The following is a 26,914-nucleotide window of genomic DNA, read 5'->3' as shown; positions in this document are numbered from 1 at the left end:
TTTGTTAGAATTCTCATGAATTTTTAAGCAAATTTTAAGATTTTTTCTGAATCGGGTGAAAATATGTCTAATACAATCGTGCGTCAATCGCTCCTCACAATTTCTGTGTTGAGTAGTATGATGACCGTTGCACATGCAGCAGAAACTCAAACCAATAAAGATGCTGTCCAACTTGAAAAAATTGTTGTGACTGCTAGTAGCCAAGCTGTAGATGTAAAAGATGCACCTGCAAGTATTAGTGTGATTACGCGAGAAGACATAGAAAAACAACCAGTAAGCAGCATTGGTGAATTATTGAATAAAGTTCCTGGTGTTACAGGTGGGACGAGTCCTAATGGCGACGGTTCAAAAATTAAATTACGTGGTTTACCAGATAATTACACTTTAATCTTAATTGATGGGAAACGTATTGGCTCTTCGCGTGATACCAATTATCGTCCTGATTTAGGCCGTCAGGATTTAAACTGGATTACACCTGAAATGATTGAACGAATTGAAGTGGTACGTGGCCCAATGTCATCACTTTATGGTTCAGATGCAATGGGTGGGGTAATCAACATCATTACCCGTAAGATTCCAACCAAATGGGGCGGGAGCTTAACTCGTAATTATACTGTTCCAACGACTTCCGGGGATTTAGGACATACTGACCAAATGGGCGTTATGGTGACAGGTCCATTAACTGATAGTTTAGGATTACGCTTAACTGCTGGTCGTACAGAGCGTGAAGCTGATCAGAATATTAAAGCTGGTAAAGGGACTTCTGGATACATTGATGAAAACTATAACGCATTATTGAATTATAAAATTAATGATAAACATCAAGTTGCTGTCGAAGCGGGAATTTCAACTCAAAAAAATAAGGCAGGATTTGGTGAGGTCGTTGGACGTGGTGGTGCGATTAGTGAGGGCGAGATCTCTTGGGGACCAGATAATTTAGAACATCACACTTATAGTATTTCCCATGATGGGGATTGGGGTTTTGGTAAATCTAAACTATCTGCGTATTACAATGATTACGATAGTAGTAATGAGACTGGCATTGCGAAGTCAAATGAAACAATTGTTGAGGGGAATTTGAATATCCCATTCAATGTATTGTTTGAACAATCATTAACGGTTGGTGGGCAGTGGAAGAAAAATGAGTTAACCAATACTCAAACCATTGGAACATCACCAGATGGAAGTTGGGATGGGCAGAAATATTCAGATCCAACTGTTGATAATAAAACTTGGGCAGTTTTCTTGGAAAATAATATAAGTTTATTAGACAACTTAAATTTAACGATTGGTGATCGATTAGACCATGATGATAAATATGGTTCACATCATAGCCCACGAGCTTATCTTGTCTTCCATCCAGTCACTGATTTCACCATTAAAGGTGGGGTTGCAAAAGGTTTCCGAGCACCATCATTAAAAGAAACAACTGCAGGTGCTGCGACTTTTTCTAGAGGAGGTGGTTGTAGTTCTCTAATCCCACTGGGTTATACGACAGGTGGTTGTTACATGGCAGGTAATCCAAATCTGGAACCTGAAGAAAGTACCAACTATGAAATTAGCTTCAATTATACGGGCTTTAACGCTGATCTTGGTGTGACGTATTTCCATACTGATTTCAAAGATAAAATTGATTACGCAGCGTTAGATAAGATTAATGGTCGTTGGTATACCCGTTATGAAAATATTGGCAAAGCACGGACGAAAGGTTTAGAGGTTGTTGCAAACTTCCCACTCACAGATACGTTGTATTGGAATAATAATATGACTTATTTCTTTGAGGCAAAAAACTTAGATACGGGTGAAGAACTAATTACTACACCTAAAATTACAGTGAACTCAGCTTTAAATTGGAAACCAACAGATGCTTTTGCTTTTGAATTCAATGCAAAACATTCAGGAAAACAATATTTTGGTAATAATGTAACAACCAGTAGTCTGCAAAAACCGCATACAATTTTTGGGGTGTCTGCAAACTATAGCTACAATGATAATCTTACCTTTAGAACGGGTTTGAGCAATTTATTTGATAAGAACTTATCAAATGGTGATGATTCATATTTAGTAGAACGTCAACGTGCATTTGTCGGCGTAACTGTTAAATACTAAGTGAATAAGTTAGAAAGATCGTTTAACGATCTTTCTGACTAAGAATGTTTTTAGTTTTTTCAGAATAATAAAATTTCTCTAAATACACGCGTGTGCGTTGTCTTAAATAACCTGTTTGGATGACTTGCTGTAAAACTGGTGAGAGCAGGTCGGTCAACTGATTTTGAATCAACTCTTCATCAATATTTAGGTCACGTAGTAAAAGATCAAAGGTTCGCTCCTGATTACGGGCATACCATGCATAGACGCCATCATGCACTTGCTGTTTTAGGTAAGGGGTTTGACGGATATGCTCCCAAATTTCATGTCCCATACCCACTGTCTTAGGTAAATCTTGTACCTCGAAATAATTACGCAAGACCGATAAAGGCATGACTTTAATTTTATGCCAGAGGTTGGCCTGAAAATGGTAGAGCTTGTCATCATTAAAGTGTTGATTTAACACCTTTTCACTCATTTGACTGATTTTTAAAATGTTCTTTTGTAAGTAGTGGTTAATGGTGTCATTCAGATTGGAATCGGTCACTGTTTCTAAAACAGATTTTCCCATTTTCATAAAATGTCCAACCCCAGGAACACGTTTTGACATGGAATTATCCAGATAATCTTGGATTGAGTGTTGAATCAGTTGGGTAATCAATGCAGAAAAAGCAGGGTTATTCACTACTGTTTTGATCAAGCGTTGGCGATGTCCACTCTTGCTCGCTACATACTGGGCGATTGAGTCGATGGTCAGGACTGGAATGACCTGTTCAATCGTGGTTTGATCATTGATCGGATGAATCAAGGCAAAACGAATATGTTCAGCAATTTGTTCGATTAAAAATGGACTGGCAGGTGTGGCCAAAATCTGCTTTTCAATCAGTTCAAAGATTTGTTCAAACGACCAAAGATGCTGTAACTGTTGTAAGCGTAACCAATGATAGTACTGTTTAAACTCGTGTTGAATCGTTTCTGCCTGTGCAAACTCCTGCTCTAGAAAATCAAGTTGTGCATCAATCAGTTGTTCTATCATGGGGTGTTTCGACATAAAATCTCAAATCGCTCATTAAATTTAGGGTGAAGGTATTGCTGCAGGCTTTTGTGCCTGAATCTTACTGAGGAAAGGTAGATATTGCTGAACCACCAATTGATCTGCCTCCAAGATTGGCATATGTCCAACATTGTCTAAGATTACAGGTGCTTGTGCATTTTTCAGCAGTGATTTTAACTCAGGTGCAACTTCAACATTAATAATTTTATCTTGTTTACCCCATAAAATCAGGGTGGGTGCATCAATTGAGCGCGCCAATAAGGCAAATGAGTCTGGTGTGTAGAGCTTATTCAAGGCAATGATTTGATCAACCATCTTTTGAGTTTGTTCAACCTGACCAATCATCATTTTCTCTTGCGCTTGGGCAATTTCTTTAGGAATGAATGGTGGTGTATGCATGGCTTGTTGCATCAAGAAGTTAAAGTCTCCTTTTTTGCTCACAATCATGTTTCTGACTTGAGTTGGATCTTTAAGATAAGGTGTGGTGGCAGATTTATATACCCCAGCCGCATCAATCAGGAATAAGCTTTTGGTTTCAAATGGATATTGACCTGCATATAGCATCGCAATTGAACCGCCAAGTGAATGACCTGCCACATGTGCTGGGCCGGTGAGGTTGGCTGCTTCAACAAAACGACGTAGTTTTTCAGTCACGTTGGGTACAGAATAATCAAAATCTTTTGGCACCTGAGTTTCACCACTGGCAGGCAAGTCAGGGATGACCACATGATAATTAGCAGTTAAGGCACGTGCGACGCGGTTCCAGTTATCGCGACTGCCAGCCAAGCCATGGATCAAAATCACAATCGGTTTACCTGCTTGGCCACCTTCACTATATGACCACGTAATGTCACCTACTTTTAAAGTTTTACTTTGCAAGCCTGCCCAAGCACGTTCTTGTTGCAGTAGGTTTTGGAAACTCATTTCAATTTCCGCAGCCTGTGTGGTGCTGATTGCAACTGTGGTTAAACTGCATGCCAGTAACGCCGCAGTGAGCGTCCTACGAAAGGGCATTGCAAATTGGGTTTTTGTATTCATTGTTCTGTCCTTGATCTATTTTTACGCCCATTGATTATTGGGGAAAGCGCTAAAGGAGTCATTTGCATAATCTACAACTGTATGGAAATTCTTGCCAATGAAATCATCAATTTTCCATTATTTTCCTGATTAAAACATTAGCAGACATACTGAGAGTTTTTATTTTTGTCAGTGACTTTCAAACAGGCGCACATTACACTATTTGCTCATGTCAACCATAGATGGATTTAAGCATGCTCACTGCTCAAGAAGCCCTAGAACGTTTAAAAGCTGGTAATGCCCGTTTTGTAAAGGGAGAGGCAGTTCAACAAAAATTATTGTCTCACCAAGAACGTGCCGAAATGGCAAGTGAACAAAATCCTTTTGCGATTGTTTTAGGCTGTTCTGATTCCCGAGTACCTGCGGAAATGGTATTTGACCAAGGTTTAGGTGACCTGTTCGTGATTCGTGTAGCCGGTAATATTGTTGCACCGTCACAGGTGGGGAGTGTTGAGTTTGCGGCAGAACGTTATGACTGTGCTGTTGTGGTGGTGTTAGGCCATAGTCACTGTGGCGCGATTCAAGCGACGATTGATACCTTGATGAACCCACAGCAACCGCCATCGTCAAATTTGATGTCGATTGTCAATCGTGTACGCCCTTCGGTTGAAATTTTGATGCAAACAGATTTAAAAAACGATTTGAAAAAACTGTCAGCTCATGCGGTTCGTTCCAATGTATTTGCTTCAGTGAATCAATTACGTCATGGTTCAGCCGTGTTGGAAAGTCTGATCGAGAAAGGCAAAATGATTGTGGTTGGCGCTGAATATTCACTGGAAACAGGTGAAGTCAGTTTCTTCGATTTTTAAAGCAGATGGCGAGTTGAGAGACTCGCCATTATTTTATCATTCATGTTTTATCCTTCATTAATAAAATTTGGATGTTTCACTCAAAGAGCAACTCCACTATGAATATTATGCCGATATCTGAATCACAATTATCAGATTGGCTAGCATTAAGAAGTTTGCTCTGGCCTGATCATGACGATGCGCATTTATTGGAAATGCGTCAGCTACTTAAACAAACTGATACTTTACAATTATTGGCTTATACCGACACCCAACAAGCAATTGGCATGTTGGAAGCTTCGATTCGATATGAATATGTGAATGGTACACAAACCTCACCCGTGGCTTTTCTTGAAGGGATTTATGTATTACCTGAATATCGACGTTCAGGTATCGCGACTCAGTTGGTTCAGTTCGTAGAGGAATGGGCGAAACAATTTGCATGTACTGAGTTCGCTTCAGATGCAGCGCTGGACAATCATATTAGCCATGCAATGCATCGAGCACTCGGTTTTCATGAAACTGAACGTGTGGTGTATTTTAAGAAAAATATCGGCTAAGCGACTTTAGCGACTCAACTGGTGCTTATAAAGCGCCTTTGATATAGGGATAAGCCACATTCAGCATAATTGGTTGTGCTTTGGCATTGGGATGGATTTGATCATTCTGGATTAAATGTTTCTGCCCAGCCACACCTTCAAGGAAGAACGGCAACAGTTTCACTTTATATTGCTGACTTACAATTTTGTAATTATTTTCAAAAGCCGTGCTATAGGCTGTCCCATAATTCGGTGGTATTTTCATACCAAACAGTAAAACATTGGCTTTCTGTTTTTGGCTCAGCTGTACCAATTGAGCGAGATTCTTTTGAATCATTTGTGGCGGTTGACCACGTAAGCCATCATTGCCGCCAAGCTCAATGACCACAATTTCAGGCTTGTAAGTTTGTAATAACTTCGGAAGTCTTGCCAATGCACCGCTGGTGGTTTCACCGCTGACACTTGCATTGACCACTTTGTGTTGTTTCGGATACTGTTGGTCTAGGCGTTGTTGTAATAATTGCACCCAGCCTTGTTTTACATCGATGCCATAACCTGCGCTCAGGCTATCACCCAAAATTAAAATAGTCTTTGCTGAAACCAGTGTTGGGATCAAGCCAATGGCGATGATTCCAACTGCTTTTGATAGTGACCAGATAACTTTAGATTTTTGCATCGTATTTCAAATTTGTCCTAAAGGATACGTGACATCATGCCACAACCGATTATCTCTGCCCAAAAAGTTACACAAAATATTCAAATCAATCAGCAAAGTCTCAGCATCTTAAAAGATATTAATTTAGATATCTATCAAGGTGAACAAATTGCCATTACAGGACGTTCAGGCTCAGGAAAATCAACCTTATTAGGTATCCTCGCGACATTGGATCGACCGAGTTTGGGTGAGTTATGGGTCTGTGGAGAAGCAGTTCATACGCTTACTGAAGAACAACGTGCCCGTGTTCGTTTAGAAAATATTGGCTTTGTCTTTCAATCTTTTCAGTTGTTGCCGCAGTTAAGTGCATTGGAAAATGTGATGTTGCCGTTACGTTTGCAACCCGATTTTAATTTCAAGCAGGCAGAACAAAAAGCATTGGCATGGTTGGAAAGGGTAGGATTGATTCGACAAGCACAGCAAACACCGAAAGTGCTTTCAGGTGGAGAGCAGCAACGTGTTGCGATTGCACGGGCGTTAATTGCAGAGCCAAAAATCATTTTTGCGGATGAACCCACAGGGAATCTGGATGGGCAAACTGCGGAAGAGGTTGAACAACTGTTATTTGATTTAAATAAAGAACTCAGTACAACCTTAGTGCTAGTTACTCATGATCAAAACTTGGCTGCACTTTGCCAACGCCATGTGAAACTCGCCGATGGTCAAATTCAGGAAATCGTTAAGTTGCAGGAGGGGGTATGAGTTCAGTCCTGAAACCCTTACTGTTACAAAGTTTTCGTACTGGGGGCTTATATCTGCTGATTATTGCCTTGTCTTTGGCAATCAGTGCCACTACGGCGCTCAAGTTTAGTAATACTCAAGTCCAAAATGCGGTGGCGCTACAAGCGGCTGAAATGCTGGGTGGGGATTTAGTCCTATCAGACAAGGATCCCATTCACCTGAATTGGCTGCAACAGGCAGATGAACTGAAGTTAAAACATGCTCCAGTGACCGTATTTAGCTCAATGGCACATACCCAAGATCAATTTGTGATGGTGAATGTCAAAGCGGTAGATGCAAATTTTCCCTTACGTGGTCAGTTGGTGATTCAACCCAAAGCACAGGCGATACAACCAGGAGAAGTCTGGTTAAGTCAGCGGGCGATGGATTTATTACATGCAAAAATGGGGGAGCCATTGGCAATTGCCGATGCTCAGTTTAAAGTCACGGGCATTATTGAACGAGATTCTAATCAAGAGACTGGATTTTCAGGGTTCTCTCCGACGGTGATTATTCACCAAGCCGATATTGCTAAAACTAATGCCGTTCAAGTCGGAAGCCGAATTGAATATCGACTGCTGCTTGCGGGTGAGCCTGAGCCAATTAAGGCCTATAAAAAGATTTTCAAACAATCTCAAAAAAATGAACAAGACACTGAACAGCAGGCAGATCAACAATTTGAAGGCGAGCAAAGTTCACTGAAACTCAGAGATGCCAGTCAATCTAATACCCGCTTAATGAAGCCGATTGAAAATTTGGATACTTTCTTACAGCTGGCCAATCTATTGACCATTTTACTCTGTGGTATCGCGATTGCTTTAACCAGTCAGCGTTATGTACAGCAGAATCAAGATCATATTGCTTTGATGCGTTGTTTGGGGGCGAGTAAGCGACAAATTTTATTGGCCTATATTGCCTTGCTTGCAATCGTCAGTGCTTTGTCGATTGTGTTAGGAAGCTTGATTGGGATTGCTTTGGGTTATGGTTTATTGCAACTGATGTTGCAATTGATTCCACAACTGCAATTGAGCTTCGCAGTCGTCGATCTGCTTTATGCCTTACCCATTGCGATTTTTACCAGTGTGATGGTGCTGATCGGCTTTATTTTGCCAAGCATTTGGGAGTTATTAAACACACCACCGATTCGGGTGATTCGCCAACAGGAGCGTTCACGGAAGTCTTATGTGGCAATGTTTGCGATTGGTATTGTCAGCTTGATTCTGTTTAGTTTGGTGCTGAGTGATAATCTACAGTTGAGCTTGTTGGTACTCAGCGCAATCTTACTGCTTTGCTCGATGATGTATGGGGTGATTTGGCTGCTACTCAAAGCGATTAAACAACTGAAACATCCTCTAGCGGCTTATGTACGGATTCCACATCAAACCGCTTTGCAGATCACTGCACTGGCTTTAGGCCTGAGTTTGATTACGGTATTGAGTGTATTGAGAACGGATCTGCTGCAACGCTGGCAACAGCAATTGCCTGAGGGTACGCCGAACCAATTTGTCTATGGTTTACCACCATTTGATATGCCACAGTTCAAACAGCAAATTGAGCAAAATGGTTGGCAATCAACGCCACTGTATCCCAATATTCGCGGACGTTTACTGGCTAAAAATGGACATGCATTCGCGCCTGAATTGGTCAAGCAAAACAACTCATTACGTCGTGAGCTCAATCTGACTCAAGCCAGTCTTTATCCTAAAGACAATGTGATTACCCAAGGGGTTGCAAACTTTAGCAAAGTGGGACAAGTCTCTGTAGAGGAAAAAACAGCGCATGAGCTTGGCATTCAAATTGGTGATCAGCTCAGTTTTAGCCTGCCTGAAGGTACCTTAGAAGCTACAGTGGTGAACTTACGTAGCGTCGAATGGGAAAGTTTTAGTCCGAATTTTTTCTTCATCTTCTCACCCGAAACGATGGATGAAAACGCGGGCAGTTATTTAGGCAGCTTCTATCTGCCACCTGCCGATCAGCCGAAAATGGTGCAATTGATTCAGCAATTTTCCAATACGGTATTTATTGATGTCGGACGGATTCTGGATGAAATTAAACGTTTGGTGAATGTGCTGGTACAGATTGTCACGGTACTCGCCGCATTGGTTGGCTTCTCTGGTGTATTGGTACTGATTGCATGTTTAAATGTGCTGATGGATGAGCGTCGTAAAGAAGTCGCTTTATTACGTTCATTTGGTATTGCCAAGAATAAGCTCAAACGGATGCTCAGTCTTGAAATTGGTTTTATTGGATTGTTGTCAGGTGTGGTGGCATGTTTGTTTGCAGAGGTGATTAGTGCGATTGCCAGTCACAGGATGCAAATGGCTGTGCAATGGCATCCTGAAATTTGGTTGATCCTACCGTTGAGCATGATGATCATTTGTACTTTGATTGGTCGTTATCGTCTGAGCTATTTATGTGATATTCCACCATTACAAAGTCTAAGAGAAATGAATCAGTCTTAAAATGTTGACTGATTCTGGCGCAGGATTTCATGCCATAAAGGATTGAGTCCTGCGCTTAAGGCGGTGCAATACCAATAAAATGCAGCAAGTAATAGCAATCCAAGACTTAAAGCAATGATCTGGAATAAGCCTTTGTTTTGCATTTTTTGACTGAAATACCATGTCGCAGCTAATGAAGCTCCCATGATCATACCGCCGATATGAGCGGCATTATTAATGCCTGAAACGGTAAAACCAAAGACAAGGTTAATTCCCATAATCATCAGTAATGACTTTTTATCGAGCCAAAAACGCTGTTGTGGCAAAGGCGGAAATAATGAGACCACGGTCAACGCGGCACCAATGCCCATCACTGCGCCTGAGGCCCCAGCACTGATGTGAGGAAGCAGTTTAGGATCAAACTGCTGTAATAGTTCATAACCATCACGAATGCTTAAATAGCTTGACAGTACACTTCCCATTAAGCCCGCAAGAAAATACAGACCAATATAGTAGCTTCGTCCAAAGAGTTGTTCGGCAACACTACCAAAAATATAAAGTGCCCACATATTCAGCATTAAATGAATCATGCCAAAGTGGAAAAACATGCTGCTGAATAAACGTTCAGGTTCACCTGTGAAGGTGAGTGGGGTAAAATCTGCACCCCAAGCGATTGCATCTACTGGGGCAGGGTCGGTAATATTCACACCTGAAAGAATCTGCCAGCCAAATAATCCGACATTGACTGCAATCAGTAGCGCAGTAAACCACCATGTTTGTATTTGCAATTTTTGATTGATTTGTGGTGGAGTCGTTTCAGTCATGTGTTTACGCTAGTTATTGATATAAAAAATAGCTTAGCATGAATTTGTTGCACGATGGAGTGATGCACTTTAATGAAAGCCTTTTTAGCACGCGCAGTAATGTTGATTATCGGCGTCATTCTACTGATTCAGTTATGGATCTTTGCTAGTTTGGTCTGGTGGCGTACCCATCCGGTCGAAACGACGATGTTTATGCGTGCAGACTATTTGACTGACTTCAAACCGATTAAACAGGAATGGCGCGATTATGATGAAATTAGTGATAATTTCAAACGCGCAATTTTAGCGGGTGAAGATGCCAAGTTTATCCATCATCATGGTTTTGACTGGGCTGGAATTCAATTTGCATTAGAACGAAATAGTGAAAAAGGCGAGTTAGTTGCGGGTGGATCAACCGTTTCGCAACAGCTGGCTAAAAATTTATTTCTTTATAATCAGCGCTCATTCATCCGTAAGGGGCAAGAAGCCATTGCCACATGGATGATGGAGCGGATGTGGTCAAAACGCCGTATTTTAGAAGTGTATATGAACTCAGTCGAGTTTGGTCAGAACATCTATGGGGTTGAGGCAGCGGCTCAATTCTATTATGGCAAAAGTTCAAAAAGTTTAAGCCGAGAACAAGCGGCTTTCTTGGCGGCATTATTACCTAATCCAAAGTACTATCAAGACAACCGCAATGACCGTAAGCTGCAATATCGCAAACGTGTTATTTTAAAATATATGAATGCGATACAAATTCCGCAATAATCCAAAAAAAATTTAAAAAAGCCCAATATTTTTGGGCTTTTTTACCAAATTGACATAATTTTGCAGCATACTTAAATCATCACTTGATGAATGATAATGCGACAAGGTTCGGTATGAATACTGCAGTGACGACAACAGCGCCCATAGAATACAGTTACAACGATCGTTATATTAATCGTGAAATTTCGATTCTCGATTTTCACCTTCGTGTACTTGAACAGGCCGTCGACCCACTTCACCCCCTTTTAGAACGGATGAACTTCCTGCTGATTTTTTCACGCAATTTAGACGAATTTTTTGAAATTCGCGTTGCGGGAGTGATGGAGCAACTGACCTTAGGCAATGAAAGCCGCACGCCAGATGGATTAACACCTAAACAAGTTTTAGATCAAATTTCAAAAACCACGCATGCTGCAATTGAGCGTCAATACCGTATTCTAAACGAACAAATTTTGCCGAAACTGCGTGAAGAGGATATTTGCTTCTTACGTCGTGGTGAATTAACGCCAGCACAATCGGCTTGGATTAAAAAGTATTTTCAAGAGCAAGTTGCCCCTGTACTGACTCCAATTAGTCTTGATCCAGCACACCCATTCCCACGCTTAGTCAACAAAAGCTTAAACTTCATTGTGACCTTGGAAGGGAAGGATGCGTTTGGTCGTCAGATTGATCTTGCAGTTGTACCCGCACCACGTTCTTTGCCACGTGTGGTACGTTTACCAGATGAGCTCACCGATGGTAAAGAACATCATGTGATGTTGTCTGCAATCATTCACGAACATGTCTCGGACTTGTTCCCAGGCATGACGGCAACAGGTTGCTATCAATTCCGTGTCACGCGTAATGCCGATTTAGCCTTGAACGAAGATGTAGAAGATCTAGCCAAAGCGCTCAAAGGTGAATTAAGTTCACGCCGTTTTGGTCGAGCAGTTCGTTTGGAAGTGACACATAACTGTCCAAAGCATATTTATGAATATTTACTGGATGAGTTTGATCTAAACGAAGAGCAGCTCTATCGTGTTGATGGACCAGTGAATTTGGCACGTTTATTGTCGAACTTTAAACGTCCACATTTGCGTTATGACTCACATACACCAGTCATTCCAAAAGCATTTAAAAAGTCGGAAAGTATTTTTGCTGCCATGCAGAAGCAGGACATTTTATTGCATCATCCGTTTGAATCATTTGCGCCTGTGATTCAATTGTTGCGTGAAGCTGCGCGTGATCCGCAAGTGCTAGCAATTAAGCAAACCCTTTACCGTAGCGGTGCTGATTCAGAAATCGTACAAGTACTTGCTGAAGCAGCACGAAATGGGAAAGAAGTCACCGCAGTCATTGAATTACGTGCCCGTTTTGATGAAGAGTCCAATATTGAAGTGGCCAACGTCCTGCAAGAAGCGGGTGCAGTGGTGGTGTATGGTATCGTGGGTTATAAAACCCATGCCAAGATGATTTTAGTGGTGCGTCGTGAAAATAATAAACTGGTGCGCTATGTTCATTTGGGGACTGGGAATTACCATGCCACCAATGCTCGTATTTATACCGACTACGGTTTGATGACCACAGACAAAGACCTGTGTGAAGACGTACACCGTATTTTCCAAGAATTAACCGGTATGGGCAAAATGGCAAAGCCGAAAAAGCTACTGCACGCGCCATTCACTTTGCACGCTCAACTCATTAATTATATTGATGATGAAATTGCCAATGCCAAAGAAGGCAAACCAGCGCAAATTATTATTAAAGTAAATGCCTTAACCGAAGTTCAATTGATCAATAAATTGTATGAAGCTTCGCAGGCAGGTGTGCAGGTTGATCTGATTATTCGTTCCATTTGTTGTTTACGTCCGGGCTTGCCAAATCTGTCTGAAAACATTCGTGTCCGTTCGATTGTCGGTCGCTTTTTGGAACATACACGTGTTTATTATTTCAGTAATAATGGTAATCCACGTATTTATGGTTCGAGTGCGGACTGGATGGATCGTAACTTATTCAACCGTGTTGAAGCCTGTTTCCCGATTGAAGATCCTGCGTTGAAGAAGCGTATCTATCAACTCGGTTTATTGAATTATCTCAAAGATAATCAGCAAGCATGGTTGTTACAGGGTGATGGTGTTTGGGATCGTGCACGACCTGTAGAAGGTGAGGCGCCACATAATGCACAGCATACTTTGCTTGATGCAATTAAATAAATGTCTGAGTGTTCCAACAAGTCAACAGTACTTGTTGGAACATATTTAAATTAAATCGGAAGAGATGCTTTTATTGCGGTTTTCCCAACCTTGGAGTAAATAACGAGAGTCCCACCCAAACGTTCTAAACGCGTTTGCATACTTCTCAGGCCGACACTCATTCCCGCAGTTTGGACCGCTTCAACATTAAATCCAATTCCGTTGTCCTCAATCTCTAAAATTAATTTTGTATCATTTGAAAAAGACAAGATAAAGCGCACTGAATTTGCTTGGCTATGTTTTAAAATATTCGTCAATGCCTCTTCTGCGACTCGTAGTAAGGTCAGACAAACGAGCGGACTTGGTTGGATTTGCCAAGATTCGGGAAAAGACCATTTTGATGCAATATCAAGTTCATCGAATAGCTGGCTAAACCGATAACGCAATGGAGCTCCCCAGAGCAAAGGCGTATCTGGTACTTTTGCCCCAGTACTTGAGCCACTATCAATCACCTGACGCAAGTCATCTCGTAATAACTTTAACATGGATAAAAATTGTTGATTGCTCAGATTTACATGGCTTTGATCGACAGTCACCATGGAACGAACCAGAGAACCGCCTAAGCCATCATGTAAATCATGTGCAAGTTGTATGCGTTCTTGTAGCTTTGCATTTTCTAATTCAAGTTGATGCTGGGTGCTCAGTGAAACAGCCAATTCATCCCTTGCTTCAACAATATTCTGTGCCAATGTTTGATTAAATTTTTCAATTTTCTTCACATTTTTGGCAAGCCTTAAAGCAAGAATAATCGCAATAAATAAGGTCATTAAAGGCGCTGTATAAGCAACAGTAGCAGCTCTAGTTGAGGACTTGCTAAGAATCAGATACGCGTCATGCAGTACAATAAATAAGAAGAAAACAAAAACACTCGCCAATAAATAGGCTTCGATTTGTCTTACTTTATAAGCAATAAAAGGGAACGAAATACAGTTGGCGATATTAATAAAAACAGCGCAGATAAAGGTGAGTAGTAAAAACCATGTTAATGCTGTATCTGGGAGTAAAATAGCGGATAGAGCTACAACAATAAAGCCAATCAAAAAGGTTCTTTCGATATGGGGAAAACGTTGATGCGCAAAACGCCATGCATATAAACAACCACAAATTGCATGCATAAAAATCATGACGATATTGATGCGTGCAATTTGTAAGGTATTTAAGCCAAAAGGGGGATTGATGATGGCAATATTGCTCATAATAATCACCCAGCAGAAGGAGGTTAGAGCAAACCAACCAAAAGCTTTTTCCTGTCGACGAAAGAGCCAGACCAGAAAAGCAATCAGGCCCAAGATCAGTGAGAAGGAAAGATTAAAAAAGTTTAAAACGCGTTGTTCATATATGAAGGTTTCATATTGAGGAATTGCGATTTCTGGTGTTGCTAAGATAACGTGCCCTAAGCCTGGATCTTGGGTTGCAACTCCAACGACTCGAATCCATAAAGTATTTGAGCCTTGTTTTAATGTAGAGGGGAGTAAATCCCAGTAACGTGGCATATTCCAACTACGAGACAGTGGCTCAACTAGGGATTTATCTTGCCAAAGGCGTTCGTCGTTTAGATAAATCTCTCCTGCCATGTTAATACTATTAATCACTAAGGTAATCGGTTCGTATTGATGCTGTGGACAATGATAATCCCAAGCAATTTTATACCATGCACTACCGGTATAGTCTGGCCAACGTTGATGCCAATGATCAGGCAAAGTTATCGTTTGCCAGTCGGTTTGAGGATGTTGTGTCTGACTTTCTCGGTTTGCTTTTGCAACCTGTATCGAGGTGATTTGAGCTGTACAGCTTGAGTGGCTATTTGCAATAGATGGCAATGAATTCGCCAGCACTACTTGTGCTAAGCAAAGCGACCAGCACAGTACGAGGTACTTTATAAAAGACCTAATGAACGTGCTGTATTGATGGCTTTGGAGCGACTGCCCACTGAAAGCTTTCGATAAATATGTTTGATATGACATTCGATTGTATATTTTGATAAATGAAGAAAATCAGCGATTTCTCGATTACTCATTCCTTGAGAAACCAGTTTTAAAATTTCAAATTCTCGCGCTGAAAGTAAATGATTTTGTTCTACGACTACAATATCTTTTGTTGTCGGTTCAAATGAAATTTTTGACAGAATCTGTTGGGCTATAAACGGGTCTATTGGTGCACCACCTCTTAATATACTCCGAATTGATAAGGTAATTTCAAAATCATCTCGTTCTTTTAACAGATAGCCTGTTGCACCCATTTGGATTGCTTTTAAAATCGTTTCCTGAGTGCTCCAAGCCGAAATAACCAGAACGGGCGAGCTTTCATCGAGCTGTCTTAGGCTTTCGATAAAATCAATGCCATTGCCATCGGGTAATCCGAGATCAACCAGTGCAAATGAAATTGGGCTTTGTTTAAGTATCTCTTTCGCTTGATAGAGGCTTTGCGCAAAAATGAGAGCCTCTTGTGTATAACCAATGTCCAGTAAGATTCTTTTTAGCCGCTGTTGCATGATTGCATCATCTTCCAGAATAAATACGGGCACGGGTAAAGTGAGTTCATTCTGAGACACAAAAATCATCCTTAACCATTATTGTTTTCAGTTGTCATCATAGGGGGGATTTGATTTTTTGACTATCACTGAAATTAGGTATTGTAAGGTCTATGTCTACAATATTTTTTTCAGGCCTCTTTTTTTTCTATTACTTATTTTTAGATCATATATTTTATTTTAACTATTATTTGAATTTTATATGACTATTAAATATTTTTATTATTAAATAAATCTAATCAAGAGTTGTTTTTAAAATACCAGTTTTCAGTGATATTTGAATTTAGTCTAATGTGATCTTATATGGTTTCAATAAAACTTATTTGAATAAATGGAGAAAAACCATGTCAGTTAAACATCTAGATAAATTATATTTACGTTCGTTATTAACAGATTTTTGGAAAAAAGAATTAAATACCAATAAAGATCCAGCCAATGGTAAGTGGTATGAAAAGGGGGCACAAAATGATGGTGGATTATATGGGGATGTGAGTGATGCTGATGATGTTGAAATCATTTTTCATCAAGATCAGGCAAAACTTGAAAAAAATCAGGTTACGATTATCCATAGCGATTTTGACAATTCTAAAAGTAATATTGGCACTGAGTTTTCAACCGAGTTATCGGATACTTGTACTTTGGCAAAAACCCATACGACAACAAAGAGCCATACAATCAAGTTTGGTCTTGGGTATGAAGTAAAAGCAAAAGCTGGAATTGTTTTTGTGGATGTATCAGAGACGATAAAAGTTAATTTTGAATACCAATATGCGACTTCAAAAACAGAGTCTACAACGGAATCCAGCTCTCAAACCATCAAGCAAACAATTAAATGCATTGTACCTGCAGGAAAGATCTACAGAGCTTCTTTGGTTTGTACTAAACAGCGATTATTAATACCATTCACTGCTTTAATTGCTTTTAAGGGTAAAACTGGGACTTGGTTCGAAAGTCGGGTGGATAATCATTATCATTGGATCTCTTCTATTGGACATGCCTTTCAACAAATTAATGCAAAAAAATTAGCTGGAAATGATAGTGAAAGGTTTACCGTACGTGGTATCGAAGATAAAGGAATGATGGATAATTCTCAGCAATTCGATTTTAAAATTATTATTTCGGATATTACTGATCTCGTTAATTTGGGGAATGTAGAGAAATTAATAGAAAAAGAGGAAAACTTTGTAGAGCTTGTTGAGTTAGCATAATTTGATAGTTTTTAAAATGCCCATATATGGGCATTTTTTTGAATTTTTAGAATTATAAAAATATTATTAAGATGATTTAAATTAATAAATTAATTATTTTAAAATTGTGACGATTTATCGAAATACCAGTTTTCAGTGATATACAGGTTTTAGTGTAATGTTTTGTAATTGTACCGATTGATTAAAAAATATAGGTACGGATATGAATCACATTTTTAAAAAAATTTGGAATAAATCACTGGGGCGCATGGTTGTTGTATCTGAAAATGCCAGAAGTGCTGGTAAGACAGATAATACCATTGGGGCGGTAAGCATTTTGGAGGCTGTCACCACTCGTTCTATTACATCTCGGGGATTTGGTCTGCAAACGCTAGTTTTAAGCATTGCTATGGTGACAGGCACTCATGTTTGGGCTGGAAATATTGTTCAAGGCATAACCTGTCCTGGTTTCCAGAGTAACAAAACAATAGAAATGAGCGGAGTTGGCGATATTACATATATAACTCAAACTGCTTCTGCCAGTAGTGACAGTTTTTTTGGTCCTGGTGTTGATGGTGCTGTATCGATTGGAGCAGACTGTAATAATCAAACTCTGGCTCTGGATCATGCAGTGGCAATTGGTGGTGCTGCTGCCTCATCAAATGGAGTAGCAATCGGCTCTGGCGCTTTAGCGAGAAGGATTAATAACGTTGCTCTGGGTAATCAGGCTCAAGCGCTAGGTAAAAATAGTATTGCGCTAGGGGCAAATTTTATTGCAGATCGAGAGAATAGTTTTTCAGTCGGGAATACCGTATTACAGCGACAAATTACGAATGTTGCAGCAGGTACGCAAGGAACGGATGCCGTTAATCTAGGGCAGGTGCAAAGCCTGTTTTCGGCTATTGCAGTATCGGATAACTATGCCCATAACAGCAGTGATACAGCATTAGGATCGACATCTGGTATTGCACATGTGACTGAGAATAATGGTACGACGCTAACCAAAGTTGCAGGGATTTCGGTCACTTCGGCCAGTATCAGTCTTGATGATATCGATTCATTTACCATAAACGGCATTACCACGACTAAAGCTGCTGCCCCTGATAAGGTAGCTGCTTTTATTAAAGCAGCGAAAAACGGCGGTAATATTGCTGTCGGTACAAATAGTAGTGCAGTTGGTGTTGCCAATATCGTCACGAGTGCTTCGAGTACAGCGATAGGTTATTCAAACGAAGCAAGAGGGAATGCGAGTGTCGCAATTGGTTATAACAATACCGCATTGATGCATGGCGGTAGTGCAATAGGTCATGATAACGTTGCGGTCAATGATTATGGAACTTCGATTGGGGTCAATAATTATAGTCAGAATAAATCAAGTGTTGCCGTTGGTTCTAATATTTCCTCCTTAAGATCTACATCTATAACAACAAATGGATTGGGTATTATTATAGGAATCAATGGAATTCCTGTGACGGCGACAGGGAATACAACAGCAACGATTACGCATGTGAATGGTACTGTTGTTAATGATACGCAACGACAAGCCTTTTTAGAGCGATTGCAATGGGGAGGAAATTTAGCATTAGCAGAGAATAGCAGTGTCCTTGGTGTTGGTGGTATTACTTTAGGTACTAACTCGACCGCTGTTGGTTATGGTAATACGGCGAGGGGAGCAAACAGTAGTGCGCTTGGTTATTTGAATACCAGTGTGGGGCAATCCTCAACAGCAATTGGAAGCGCAACGAGTCCAGCAGGCCGAACCCCTCCAGGTGTTGTTGTAACAGCAGGAACTGTGGATGCTATTGATGGCATAACTGTGGTCAGTACAGCAACAAGTTGGGCTGATTTACGAGATAACCCAACAAAACTGACTTCTGTGAATGGGATGGTATTGAGTGAAGAACAGAAATCAGCTTATGTAAATGCGCTGCGTTATGGTAGTAATGCTGCAATTGGTGCGGTAAGTAATGCAATCGGTAATGAAAATATTACTTTGGATGTGAACAGTAATGCTATAGGTTCAAATAATAAGGCGATTGGTTCTACCAGTAATGCATTAGGTCGGACCAATATTGCCTCTGGTGGTTATAGTAGTGCCGTTGGGCATGCCAATACTTCCTCTGGCGTGGATAGTAATGCTTTCGGTTCTTATAATGTTGCATCAGCATCAAGCAGTAATGCATTGGGGCGTCAAAATACTGCAACGGGTTTTGGCAGTAATGCGCTTGGATATCAAAATACTGCAAATGGTGTGCGTAGTGTTGCTGTTGGTAGCAATAACTTAAGCCAACAAACAGGATCAACTGCAATTGGTGCCGCAACAGGTTTCACCTATGCGTTCTATAGCAATGATGGAACTAAGCTTACAGCGATTAATGGTATTCCAGTCACTGCATCGGATTTTTCAACCGCATCAATTACGCATATCAATGGCTTAGCGGTGAGTCAGCAAGAAGTACAAAACTTCCTTAATTCGATTGATCAGGGCGGATCTATTGCCTTTGGTACAAACAGTACTGCTGTTGGTAATCAGAATATTGCGGCAGGAACACACAGTACCGCTGTAGGTGTCAGAAACATTGCTGGAGATATTGCTACAGCGGTGGGGCATAACAACACAGCAACAGGAATTGCCAGTACGGCAATCGGCCAGGCAAATAAGGCATCAGGCGTAAACAGTACCAGTATTGGATATGACAATGAGTCAACGGGTATTTTTTCAAATGCCTTAGGCTTTGATAATCAGGCTGCACATCAAAATAGCACTGCAGTGGGTACAAGTAATAAGGCACTGGGTATCAATAGTAATGCGGTCGGATATTTTAATATCGCGCAAGGTGTAGACAGTTCAGCTATTGGTTTGCAAAACTCGGCAATGGGGGTACGAAGTAGCGCTCTGGGCTATAAAAATGAAGCATCTGGTTTGGATAGCAGTGCTTTAGGTCATGAAAATAAAGCACAAGCAATGGAGAGTGCTGCCTTAGGTACGGATAACCTAGCAAGCGGAATAGGGAGTAATGCGGTCGGGAATGCAAACCAAGCTTTAGGATTTAAGAGCAGCGCCATAGGTTCTAATAACTTGGTAAAAGGTCAATCAAGTAGTGCTGTTGGTAGTTACAACAGCGTGACTGGCAAAAGTAGTAGCGCAACAGGTGTTGGCGGAGCAGCTTTAGGTAATGGTAGCTCGGTGATGGGGGGTGCCTTGGAAGATCAATCAAGTTTTGATCCGACTCAAGCTTTAACTGTTTTGAGTGGTCGAGTGATTGAGATGGATTCATCCACGATGACAGGTAAAATTGATGGTTTAGATTTTGCCTTTGACCCTAGTAATCCTACACATCCAGTGACTTTAGGTGGTAGAGCATTCACGATAGAGGAAATGAATGCCTTGATGCAGGCGGTTGAAAAAGGTGGTGCAATCGCAGTTGGTGAACAAGCATTGGCAGCGGGATCTCGATCTACTGCATTTGGAGATAAAGCGGCAGCAATTGGTGCTGAAAGTAAAGCTTATGCAGATAATAGTGTTGCTCTAGGCGCTGGCTCAATTGCTGATGAAGCCAATACCATCTCTGTTGGTAAAGCTGGGGCAGAAAAACGGATCACCAATGTAGCAGATGCGCAAAATGATTATGATGCGGTCAATAAGAAACTTCTTACAGCCACTGTTGCAGATGCTGTTTTTTATGATGCGGGCAGCAACAAAGAAAAAATTACGCTTGCTGGCGCAACAGGCACCCAAATTACGAACCTAAAGGATGCGACTTTAGATAGTAATTCAGCTGATGCAGTGACTGGAAAACAGCTACATGCGACAAATAATAATGTGACAAACCTAGACGATCGTGTCACAACCGAAGTCGGAACTTTAAATACCCGTATTGATGGCGTGGATACCACAATTGCAGGGATTGATGGACGAGTAACAGTCAATACCAATGATATTGCGACACTTGATGGTCGTGTTACAACCGAAGTCAGTACATTAAATACTCGAATTGATGGTGTAGATACCACAATTTCAGGTGTTGATAGTCGATTGACCACAGAGGTCGGCACCTTAAATACCCGAATTGGTAATGAAGTGGGAACACTGAATACCCGAATTGATGGCGTTGATACCACGATTGCAGGGATTGATGGACGTGTTAGCACCAATACCAATGATATTGCGGCACTTGATGGTCGTGTCACAACGGAAGTCGGTACATTAAATACCCGAATTGGCAATGAAGTTGGAGCACTGAATACCCGTATTGATGGGGTAGATACTACAATTGCAGGGATTGATGGACGCGTTAGTACCAATAGCAATGATATCGCGACACTCGATGGTCGTGTCACAACTGAAGTGGGAACATTAAATACGCGTATTGGCAATGAAGTAGCAGGCTTAAATACCCGTATTGATGGAGTAGATACTACAATTGCAGGGATTGATGGACGAGTTAGCACCAATAGCAATGATATTGCGACACTTGATGGTCGCGTCACAACGGAAGTCGGTACCTTAAATACCCGAGTGACCAATGAAGTGGGGACACTGAATACCCGTATTGATGGGGTAGATACTACAATTGCAGGGATTGATGGACGAGTTAGTACCAATAGCAATGATATCGCGACACTCGATGGTCGTGTCACAACAGAAGTCGGTACATTAAATACGCGTATTGGCAATGAAGTTGGAACACTGAATACCCGTATTGATGGAGTAGATACTACAATTGCAGGGATTGATGGACGAGTTAGCACCAATACTAATGATATTGCGACACTTGATGGTCGTGTCACAACAGAAGTCGGTACATTAAATACCCGAGTGACCAATGAAGTGGGAACTTTAAATACCCGTATTGATGGAGTAGATACCACAATTGCAGGGATTGACGGACGTGTTAGCACCAATACTAATGATATTGCAATACTTGATAGTCGTGTCACAACCGAAGTCGGTACCTTAAATACCCGAGTGACCAATGAAGTTGGGACACTCAATACGCGGATTGATGGTGTTGATACAACGATAGCTGGTATTGATGGGCGAGTAACAGTCAATACCAATGATATCGTTGCCTTACAAAGTGGTTTAGGTCATGTTTCTGCAAGTGCAGTGATTTATGACAGTGCGGCTAAAGATGCGATTACTTTGCAAGGCACATCTGGGACGAAAATTACCAATCTGAAAGATGCAACTTTAGATGCAAACTCTAAAGATGCTGTGACGGGTAAACAGTTGCATGCAACTAATAATAGCATTACAGCATTGGATGGAAGAGTTACAACGGAAGTCGGGAATCTAAATACAGCATTAACCGCAGGTTTGTCCAATACATTAACCGATGCTAAATCTTATGCTGATCAGCAAGCGACGACGAGCTTAACCACATCGAAAGGCTATACAGACCAACAAGCTGTGATTCTAGATGGAAAGATTACAACCAGTGCGAATACCATCAACACACGTATTGATGGAGTAGATACCCGCATTGGTACGGAAGTTACGACTTTAGATGGTAAAATCACAGCCAATACTACAGCTATCAGCACTTTAGATGGGCGTGTGACAACAGAAGTCGGGAATCTAAATACAGCATTCACCACAGGTTTATCTAATACATTAACCGATGCTAAATCTTATGCTGATCAACAAGCGACGATGAGCTTAACCACGTCGAAAGGTTATATAGACCAACAAGCCGTGATTCTGGATGGAAAGATTACAACCAGTGCGAATACCATCAACACACGTATTGATGGAGTAGATACTCGCATTGGTACGGAAGTTGCGACTTTAGATGGTAAAATCACAGCCAATACAACAGCCATTGGTCAAAATGCCTCAGCCATTAGTGCTCTAGATGGTCGAGTCACAATCAATACCAATGATATCGCAGCATTACAAAATGGTTTAGGCAATGTTTCTGCAAGTGCAGTGATTTATGACAGTACCGCTAAAGATACGGTTACTTTGCAAGGCACATCTGGGACGAAAATTACCAATCTGAAAGATGCAACTTTATCAGCTACATCAACGGATGCTGTTACAGGTAAGCAATTACATACAGTAGATGGTCGTATAACAAATGAAGTTGATACATTAAACACTCGGATTGGTTATGAGGTTTCGGGTTTAGATGGCAAAATAATTACCAATACCAATACGATAAATACCCGTATTGATGGTGTGGATACTCGAATTGGTACAGAAGTCGCGGCTCTAGATAGTAAGATTGGTCAAAATACGACGGCGATTGGAAAAAATGCTACAGCAGTCAGTACATTGGATAGTCGAGTTACAACTGAAGTTGGTACTCTAAATACGCGTATTGATGGTGTAGATACGACAGTTGCTAGTATTGATGGTCGAGTCACAACCAATACCAATGATATCGCAGCCTTACAAAATGGCTTAGGTAATGTTTCTGCAAGCGCAGTGATTTATGACAGTGCCGCTAAAGATACAGTTACTTTGCAAGGCACATCTGGGACGAAAATTACCAATCTGAAAGATGCAACTTTATCAGCTACATCAACGGATGCTGTGACAGGTAGACAACTACATACAGTAGATGGTCGTATAACAAATGAGGTTAGCACTTTAAATACGCGAATTGGCAATGAAGTGACAAGTTTAAATACGCGTGTTGACACAACCAATACTGCATTTATCCAGACATTGGGAGGCAGTGCATTATGGAGTAATGGTGTATTCACAGCGCCAACTTTTAGCATTCAAGGGCAAGTGAAAAATACCGTGAGTGATGCCTTTGTCGCCGTTGATCAACAGTTAGGTACAATTAAAACCTCGGTATCAGATTTAAAAACACATACAGAGCAACAAGCTGTATCTAACTTAAATGATGCAAAAAATTATACAGACCAACAAACTACCACAGCATTGAATAATGCAAAAAATTATACCGATCAGCAGACCACTACAACCTTAAATGATGCAAAAATCTATGCTGATCAAAAAGTGGCTGATGGTAAAGCTTATACAGATCAGCAAACAGTATCGGCTCTAAATAGTGCCAAAACCTATGCTGACCAAAAAGCAGCTGATGGTAAAGCCTATACAGATCAGCAAACTACATCTGTACTGAATGATGCAAAAAGCTATACAGATCAAAAAGCAGCTGCATCTTTGCATGGAGCGAAAGACTATACCGACCAGCAAACAACAGCCGCGGTTCAGACAGCAAATGGATATACCGATAGTAAAATTGCAGATGTACAAACTCAATTAACAGCCAGTAATCAGTATATTCAAGTGAATGGCATGAAGGATGCTCAAGCTGCTTCGGCGACAGGCGACAACTCGGTTGCAATAGGAGCCAATACTGTCGTAACAGGTAATCGTTCAACTGCTGTAGGTGTTGGCAATCAAGTTTCAGGCAATGGTTCTGGGGCTTTTGGTGACCCTAATACTGTATCTGGGAATGCGAGTTATGCTATTGGTAATGACAATACCATTAAAGGCGATAAAACCTTTGTGTTAGGTAATAATGTGAATACTGAGGCAAAAAATGCCGTTGTATTAGGTAATGATTCGGAGTCAAATCGTGACAATACGGTTTCAGTGGGAGCTAAAGGTAAAGAACGTCAGGTAATTCATGTTGCAAATGCAACAGAAGACACAGATGCTGTAAATTACCAACAATTAAAAGCATCAGAAAAATCAGCCAATAGCTATACCAATGAACGGGTCAATGCCCTAAATAGTGCATTCCAAGATTATAGAGTCGAGACGGAACAACGTTTCCAAAAAGTGGATGAACGTTTCAATCGTCAGGGCGCCATGACTGCTGCAATGATGAATATGGCAAGCAGTGCTTCCAGTGTGAAGGGGCTAAATCGAGTGGGTGTCGGGGCAGGTTTTCAAGGGCAGGAACAGGCCGTTTCGATTGGTTATCAACGCATAATTAACGAAAACACTTCACTTACCATCGGTGGTGCATTTACCAAAGAGGAGAGTTCGGGTGGCGTCGGTGTTGGCTTCGGTTGGTAAAATAGTTTAAGCAACTTTAAAGAAAACCCATTCATTTTGAGTGGGTTTTCTTTATTTACAGGTTTAGTTGGTTTTCATCTCTAAAACCAGTTGATTGATCAGATCAGCTGCTTCCAATTCTCTGATTTGTGTAACATTGCTGCCCGCCCAAAAGGCACCATAACTAAAATCAAGCTGTCCGCCAGCAACACTCATTAACTGTTTAGCTAAATCATAGGTATATGGATAAGCAGGGACTTTAGGGCGATTGGGTGAATCAATCTGTGTATGCCAAGTCCCGAGCAAGCCCCGTGCAGGTCGGCCAGACAGACTGGCACTGATTTGAGTAATGTTCTGGTTAAATAGAGCTTTACGGTAGGCTGCATTTGCACTTGAACTTTTACATTGTACAAATGCTGTACCTAATTGCACCGCAGCAGCTCCTAGTTTCAGCATGGTTCTAGCCTGTTCGCCATTCATAATCCCACCTGCGGCAATCACAGGGATCGTACAATGTTGAGTGATCAAGGATACTAAATCAGATGTCTTGATGGCTGCATCAAACTGTTGATTGAAAATACCACGATGACCTCCTGCCTCAATTCCTTGTGCGATAATGATATCGATGCCAGCAGCCTCAATCGCTTGGGCTTCAAGCAAATTGGTTGCAGAGACCATCGTGATAATCCCGGCATCTTTTAGTGCTTGAATTTGATGGGGGTGTGGAATCCCAAAATGAAAACTCACCGCTTTGGGGCTAGTTTCAAGTACCACATGTAGATAGTCATCATTGTCTAAAAAGCTGGGATAAATACAATTCAGGTGTGTGGGTGGTTCTGCTTTAAACTTCTCAAATTGAGGACGAAGATAATCAATCCAATGTTGTGCAGTTTCAGGATTCAAAGGTTCTGATTGATGACAAAAGAAATTCACCTGAAAGGGCTGATCTGTTAACGCTTGAGTTTTTAAAATCTGGGCTTTAGCTGCTTCTGGCGTATTTGCACCAAGACCTAAGGAACCTAATGCACCTTGATTAGAAACTTCTGCGGCAAGTTCTGGAGTCGAAACACCTGCCATCGGTGCTAGTAAAATCGGATGTTTTATTTCTAATAATTGTAAAATTGACATGATGCTTTACTCATTCCATTTTTAACCACCTTAACGTAAAAACAAAAAGGCTTGCAAATAATAATCGCTATTTACTTGTTGAATATAGAGGTTATTTTTATATTAAAAAATTAGCTTTCTATATAGGTGTGACATTAAACAGAGAGCCGACCCAACTAGAAAATGCCATTGCCAAGATGCCCCATAACGTAATACGTATACTGCCTTTTAACATAGAGGTACGGGCGAAGTAACTGGATAAAGCACCTAATAAGGCCAATGAAATAACACCTGTGATCAGGACTGAGCGTGCGACCCACGTGCTTGGACTGAGTAAAATCGCGAGCATGGGGAGGGCCGCACCACAAGAGAAAGACGCTGCTGAGGACAAAGCCGCTTGAACTGGGTTGGCAGCAGTATTTTCATGAATCCCAATTTCATCTCGTGCATGTGCACCGAGAGCATCGTGTTCAGTCAGTTGCTTGGCAACCTCGTGGGCAAGCTCAGGATTCAAACCCCGTGAAATATAAATCTGAGTCAGTTCTTTTAATTCAGCATGTGGGTTTTTTTCTAGTTCTCTAGCCTCAAATCGCAGATCAGATTTTTCAATGTCTTCTTGAGATTTGACCGAAATGTATTCGCCAGCTGCCATTGAGGTAGCACCAGAAATGAGTCCTGCGATACAGGTAATCAATAAGGTATGAGAACTTGCGCCGCTCGCAGCCATACCCATAATTAAACTGGTGACGGAAATAATGCCATCATTGGCACCTAAAACAGCGGCTCTCAGCCAGCCAGAACGTTGTATCACATGCGGTTCTGCATGTTGGGAATAGGACATAATCTTGCTCTTTTAGATTGAGTGAATTTCATTATTTA

General features: G+C 41.0%; 17 protein-coding genes. 9 read left to right on the top strand and 8 right to left on the bottom strand.

Annotation, left to right across the window (positions count from 1 at the left end):
* Positions 1–63 precede the first annotated feature (63 nt).
* The gene (locus MN869_RS03300; protein WP_033133371.1) at positions 64–2,109 is read left to right on the top strand and encodes a TonB-dependent receptor; all 2,046 of its coding nucleotides are present in this window, start codon (positions 64–66) and stop codon (positions 2,107–2,109) included.
* A gap of 22 nt (positions 2,110–2,131) precedes the next feature.
* On the opposite strand, the gene MN869_RS03295 is transcribed toward MN869_RS03300, so the two are convergent.
* Positions 2,132–3,139 (bottom strand): hypothetical protein, encoded by a 1,008-nt coding sequence (locus tag MN869_RS03295; protein ID WP_243306876.1) that lies wholly within the window; start codon positions 3,137–3,139, stop codon positions 2,132–2,134.
* A gap of 24 nt (positions 3,140–3,163) precedes the next feature.
* On the bottom strand, positions 3,164–4,180 hold the full coding sequence (locus tag MN869_RS03290) for an alpha/beta hydrolase (RefSeq protein ID WP_033133373.1): 1,017 nt from the start codon (positions 4,178–4,180) through the stop codon (positions 3,164–3,166).
* Positions 4,181–4,413: 233 nt separating this feature from the next.
* Between MN869_RS03290 and MN869_RS03285 the strand changes: the two genes are divergently transcribed.
* On the top strand, positions 4,414–5,028 hold the full coding sequence (locus MN869_RS03285) for a carbonic anhydrase (RefSeq protein WP_004652048.1): 615 nt from the start codon (positions 4,414–4,416) through the stop codon (positions 5,026–5,028).
* Positions 5,029–5,126: 98 nt separating this feature from the next.
* Positions 5,127–5,567: an AAC(6')-Ighjkrstuvwx family aminoglycoside N-acetyltransferase gene (gene aac(6')-I / locus MN869_RS03280; protein ID WP_005202238.1), complete on the top strand. Its 441-nt coding sequence runs from the start codon at positions 5,127–5,129 to the stop codon at positions 5,565–5,567.
* 25 nt (positions 5,568–5,592) lie between these two features.
* Here aac(6')-I and MN869_RS03275 read toward each other — a convergent pair whose 3' ends face one another.
* Complete coding sequence (locus MN869_RS03275) at positions 5,593–6,222, bottom strand: arylesterase (RefSeq protein WP_005202239.1); 630 nt, start codon at positions 6,220–6,222, stop codon at positions 5,593–5,595.
* A gap of 36 nt (positions 6,223–6,258) precedes the next feature.
* Between MN869_RS03275 and MN869_RS03270 the strand changes: the two genes are divergently transcribed.
* Positions 6,259–6,963: an ABC transporter ATP-binding protein gene (locus MN869_RS03270; protein WP_033133374.1), complete on the top strand. Its 705-nt coding sequence runs from the start codon at positions 6,259–6,261 to the stop codon at positions 6,961–6,963.
* Positions 6,960–9,443: an FtsX-like permease family protein gene (locus MN869_RS03265; RefSeq protein ID WP_033133375.1), complete on the top strand. Its 2,484-nt coding sequence runs from the start codon at positions 6,960–6,962 to the stop codon at positions 9,441–9,443. The genes MN869_RS03270 and MN869_RS03265 overlap by 4 nt, the downstream gene beginning before the upstream one ends.
* Here the strand turns inward: MN869_RS03265 and MN869_RS03260 are convergent.
* Positions 9,440–10,246 carry a rhomboid family intramembrane serine protease gene (locus tag MN869_RS03260; protein ID WP_033133376.1) on the bottom strand — a complete coding sequence of 269 codons (807 nt, stop codon included), beginning with the start codon at positions 10,244–10,246 and terminating at the stop codon, positions 9,440–9,442. The two genes, MN869_RS03265 and MN869_RS03260, sit on opposite strands and share 4 nt — an antisense overlap.
* Positions 10,247–10,318: 72 nt before the next feature.
* Here MN869_RS03260 and mtgA point away from each other — a divergent pair, with 72 nt between their 5' ends.
* Both mtgA and ppk1 read left to right on the top strand, forming a co-directional pair.
* Positions 10,319–10,993 (top strand): monofunctional biosynthetic peptidoglycan transglycosylase, encoded by a 675-nt coding sequence (gene mtgA, locus MN869_RS03255; RefSeq protein ID WP_033133377.1) that lies wholly within the window; start codon positions 10,319–10,321, stop codon positions 10,991–10,993.
* A gap of 113 nt (positions 10,994–11,106) precedes the next feature.
* On the top strand, positions 11,107–13,185 hold the full coding sequence (gene ppk1 / locus MN869_RS03250; RefSeq protein WP_005184183.1) for a polyphosphate kinase 1: 2,079 nt from the start codon (positions 11,107–11,109) through the stop codon (positions 13,183–13,185).
* Positions 13,186–13,235: 50 nt separating this feature from the next.
* On the opposite strand, the gene MN869_RS03245 is transcribed toward ppk1, so the two are convergent.
* Both MN869_RS03245 and MN869_RS03240 read right to left on the bottom strand, forming a co-directional pair.
* Positions 13,236–15,059: an ATP-binding protein gene (locus MN869_RS03245; RefSeq protein WP_081406943.1), complete on the bottom strand. Its 1,824-nt coding sequence runs from the start codon at positions 15,057–15,059 to the stop codon at positions 13,236–13,238.
* Between the two features lie 41 nt (positions 15,060–15,100).
* On the bottom strand, positions 15,101–15,784 hold the full coding sequence (locus MN869_RS03240) for a response regulator transcription factor (RefSeq protein WP_033133378.1): 684 nt from the start codon (positions 15,782–15,784) through the stop codon (positions 15,101–15,103).
* A gap of 314 nt (positions 15,785–16,098) precedes the next feature.
* Here MN869_RS03240 and MN869_RS03235 point away from each other — a divergent pair, with 314 nt between their 5' ends.
* Together MN869_RS03235 and MN869_RS03230 are read left to right on the top strand one after the other, a co-directional pair.
* The gene (locus MN869_RS03235) at positions 16,099–16,962 is read left to right on the top strand and encodes an ETX/MTX2 family pore-forming toxin (protein WP_033133379.1); all 864 of its coding nucleotides are present in this window, start codon (positions 16,099–16,101) and stop codon (positions 16,960–16,962) included.
* A gap of 202 nt (positions 16,963–17,164) precedes the next feature.
* The gene (locus MN869_RS03230; RefSeq protein ID WP_033133380.1) at positions 17,165–24,949 is read left to right on the top strand and encodes an ESPR-type extended signal peptide-containing protein; all 7,785 of its coding nucleotides are present in this window, start codon (positions 17,165–17,167) and stop codon (positions 24,947–24,949) included.
* Positions 24,950–25,012: 63 nt separating this feature from the next.
* On the opposite strand, the gene MN869_RS03225 is transcribed toward MN869_RS03230, so the two are convergent.
* Positions 25,013–26,056 carry a nitronate monooxygenase gene (locus MN869_RS03225; protein WP_033133381.1) on the bottom strand — a complete coding sequence of 348 codons (1,044 nt, stop codon included), beginning with the start codon at positions 26,054–26,056 and terminating at the stop codon, positions 25,013–25,015.
* A 118-nt stretch (positions 26,057–26,174) separates the two neighbouring features.
* Complete coding sequence (locus MN869_RS03220; RefSeq protein ID WP_005322975.1) at positions 26,175–26,876, bottom strand: VIT family protein; 702 nt, start codon at positions 26,874–26,876, stop codon at positions 26,175–26,177.
* Positions 26,877–26,914 lie beyond the last annotated feature (38 nt).

This window comes from Acinetobacter sp. NIPH1876, assembly GCF_022808535.1.
Classification (GTDB): domain Bacteria; phylum Pseudomonadota; class Gammaproteobacteria; order Pseudomonadales; family Moraxellaceae; genus Acinetobacter; species Acinetobacter higginsii.
Note: the sequence above shows the minus strand (reverse complement) of the source record. Positions and strands in the feature narration are given on the sequence as shown.

What these genes read in the sequence shown, in the direction of transcription:
- MN869_RS03300 (WP_033133371.1), top strand. Translation starts at nt 64, where the DNA reads ATGTCTAATACAATCGTGCGTCAATCGCTCCTCACAATTTCTGTGTTG.
- MN869_RS03295 (WP_243306876.1), bottom strand. Translation starts at nt 3,139, where the DNA reads ATGTCGAAACACCCCATGATAGAACAACTGATTGATGCACAACTTGAT.
- MN869_RS03290 (WP_033133373.1), bottom strand. Translation starts at nt 4,180, where the DNA reads ATGAATACAAAAACCCAATTTGCAATGCCCTTTCGTAGGACGCTCACT.
- MN869_RS03285 (WP_004652048.1), top strand. Translation starts at nt 4,414, where the DNA reads ATGCTCACTGCTCAAGAAGCCCTAGAACGTTTAAAAGCTGGTAATGCC.
- MN869_RS03275 (WP_005202239.1), bottom strand. Translation starts at nt 6,222, where the DNA reads ATGCAAAAATCTAAAGTTATCTGGTCACTATCAAAAGCAGTTGGAATC.
- MN869_RS03270 (WP_033133374.1), top strand. Translation starts at nt 6,259, where the DNA reads ATGCCACAACCGATTATCTCTGCCCAAAAAGTTACACAAAATATTCAA.
- MN869_RS03265 (WP_033133375.1), top strand. Translation starts at nt 6,960, where the DNA reads ATGAGTTCAGTCCTGAAACCCTTACTGTTACAAAGTTTTCGTACTGGG.
- MN869_RS03260 (WP_033133376.1), bottom strand. Translation starts at nt 10,246, where the DNA reads ATGACTGAAACGACTCCACCACAAATCAATCAAAAATTGCAAATACAA.
- mtgA (WP_033133377.1), top strand. Translation starts at nt 10,319, where the DNA reads ATGAAAGCCTTTTTAGCACGCGCAGTAATGTTGATTATCGGCGTCATT.
- ppk1 (WP_005184183.1), top strand. Translation starts at nt 11,107, where the DNA reads ATGAATACTGCAGTGACGACAACAGCGCCCATAGAATACAGTTACAAC.
- MN869_RS03240 (WP_033133378.1), bottom strand. Translation starts at nt 15,784, where the DNA reads ATGATTTTTGTGTCTCAGAATGAACTCACTTTACCCGTGCCCGTATTT.
- MN869_RS03235 (WP_033133379.1), top strand. Translation starts at nt 16,099, where the DNA reads ATGTCAGTTAAACATCTAGATAAATTATATTTACGTTCGTTATTAACA.
- MN869_RS03230 (WP_033133380.1), top strand. Translation starts at nt 17,165, where the DNA reads ATGAATCACATTTTTAAAAAAATTTGGAATAAATCACTGGGGCGCATG.
- MN869_RS03225 (WP_033133381.1), bottom strand. Translation starts at nt 26,056, where the DNA reads ATGTCAATTTTACAATTATTAGAAATAAAACATCCGATTTTACTAGCA.
- MN869_RS03220 (WP_005322975.1), bottom strand. Translation starts at nt 26,876, where the DNA reads ATGTCCTATTCCCAACATGCAGAACCGCATGTGATACAACGTTCTGGC.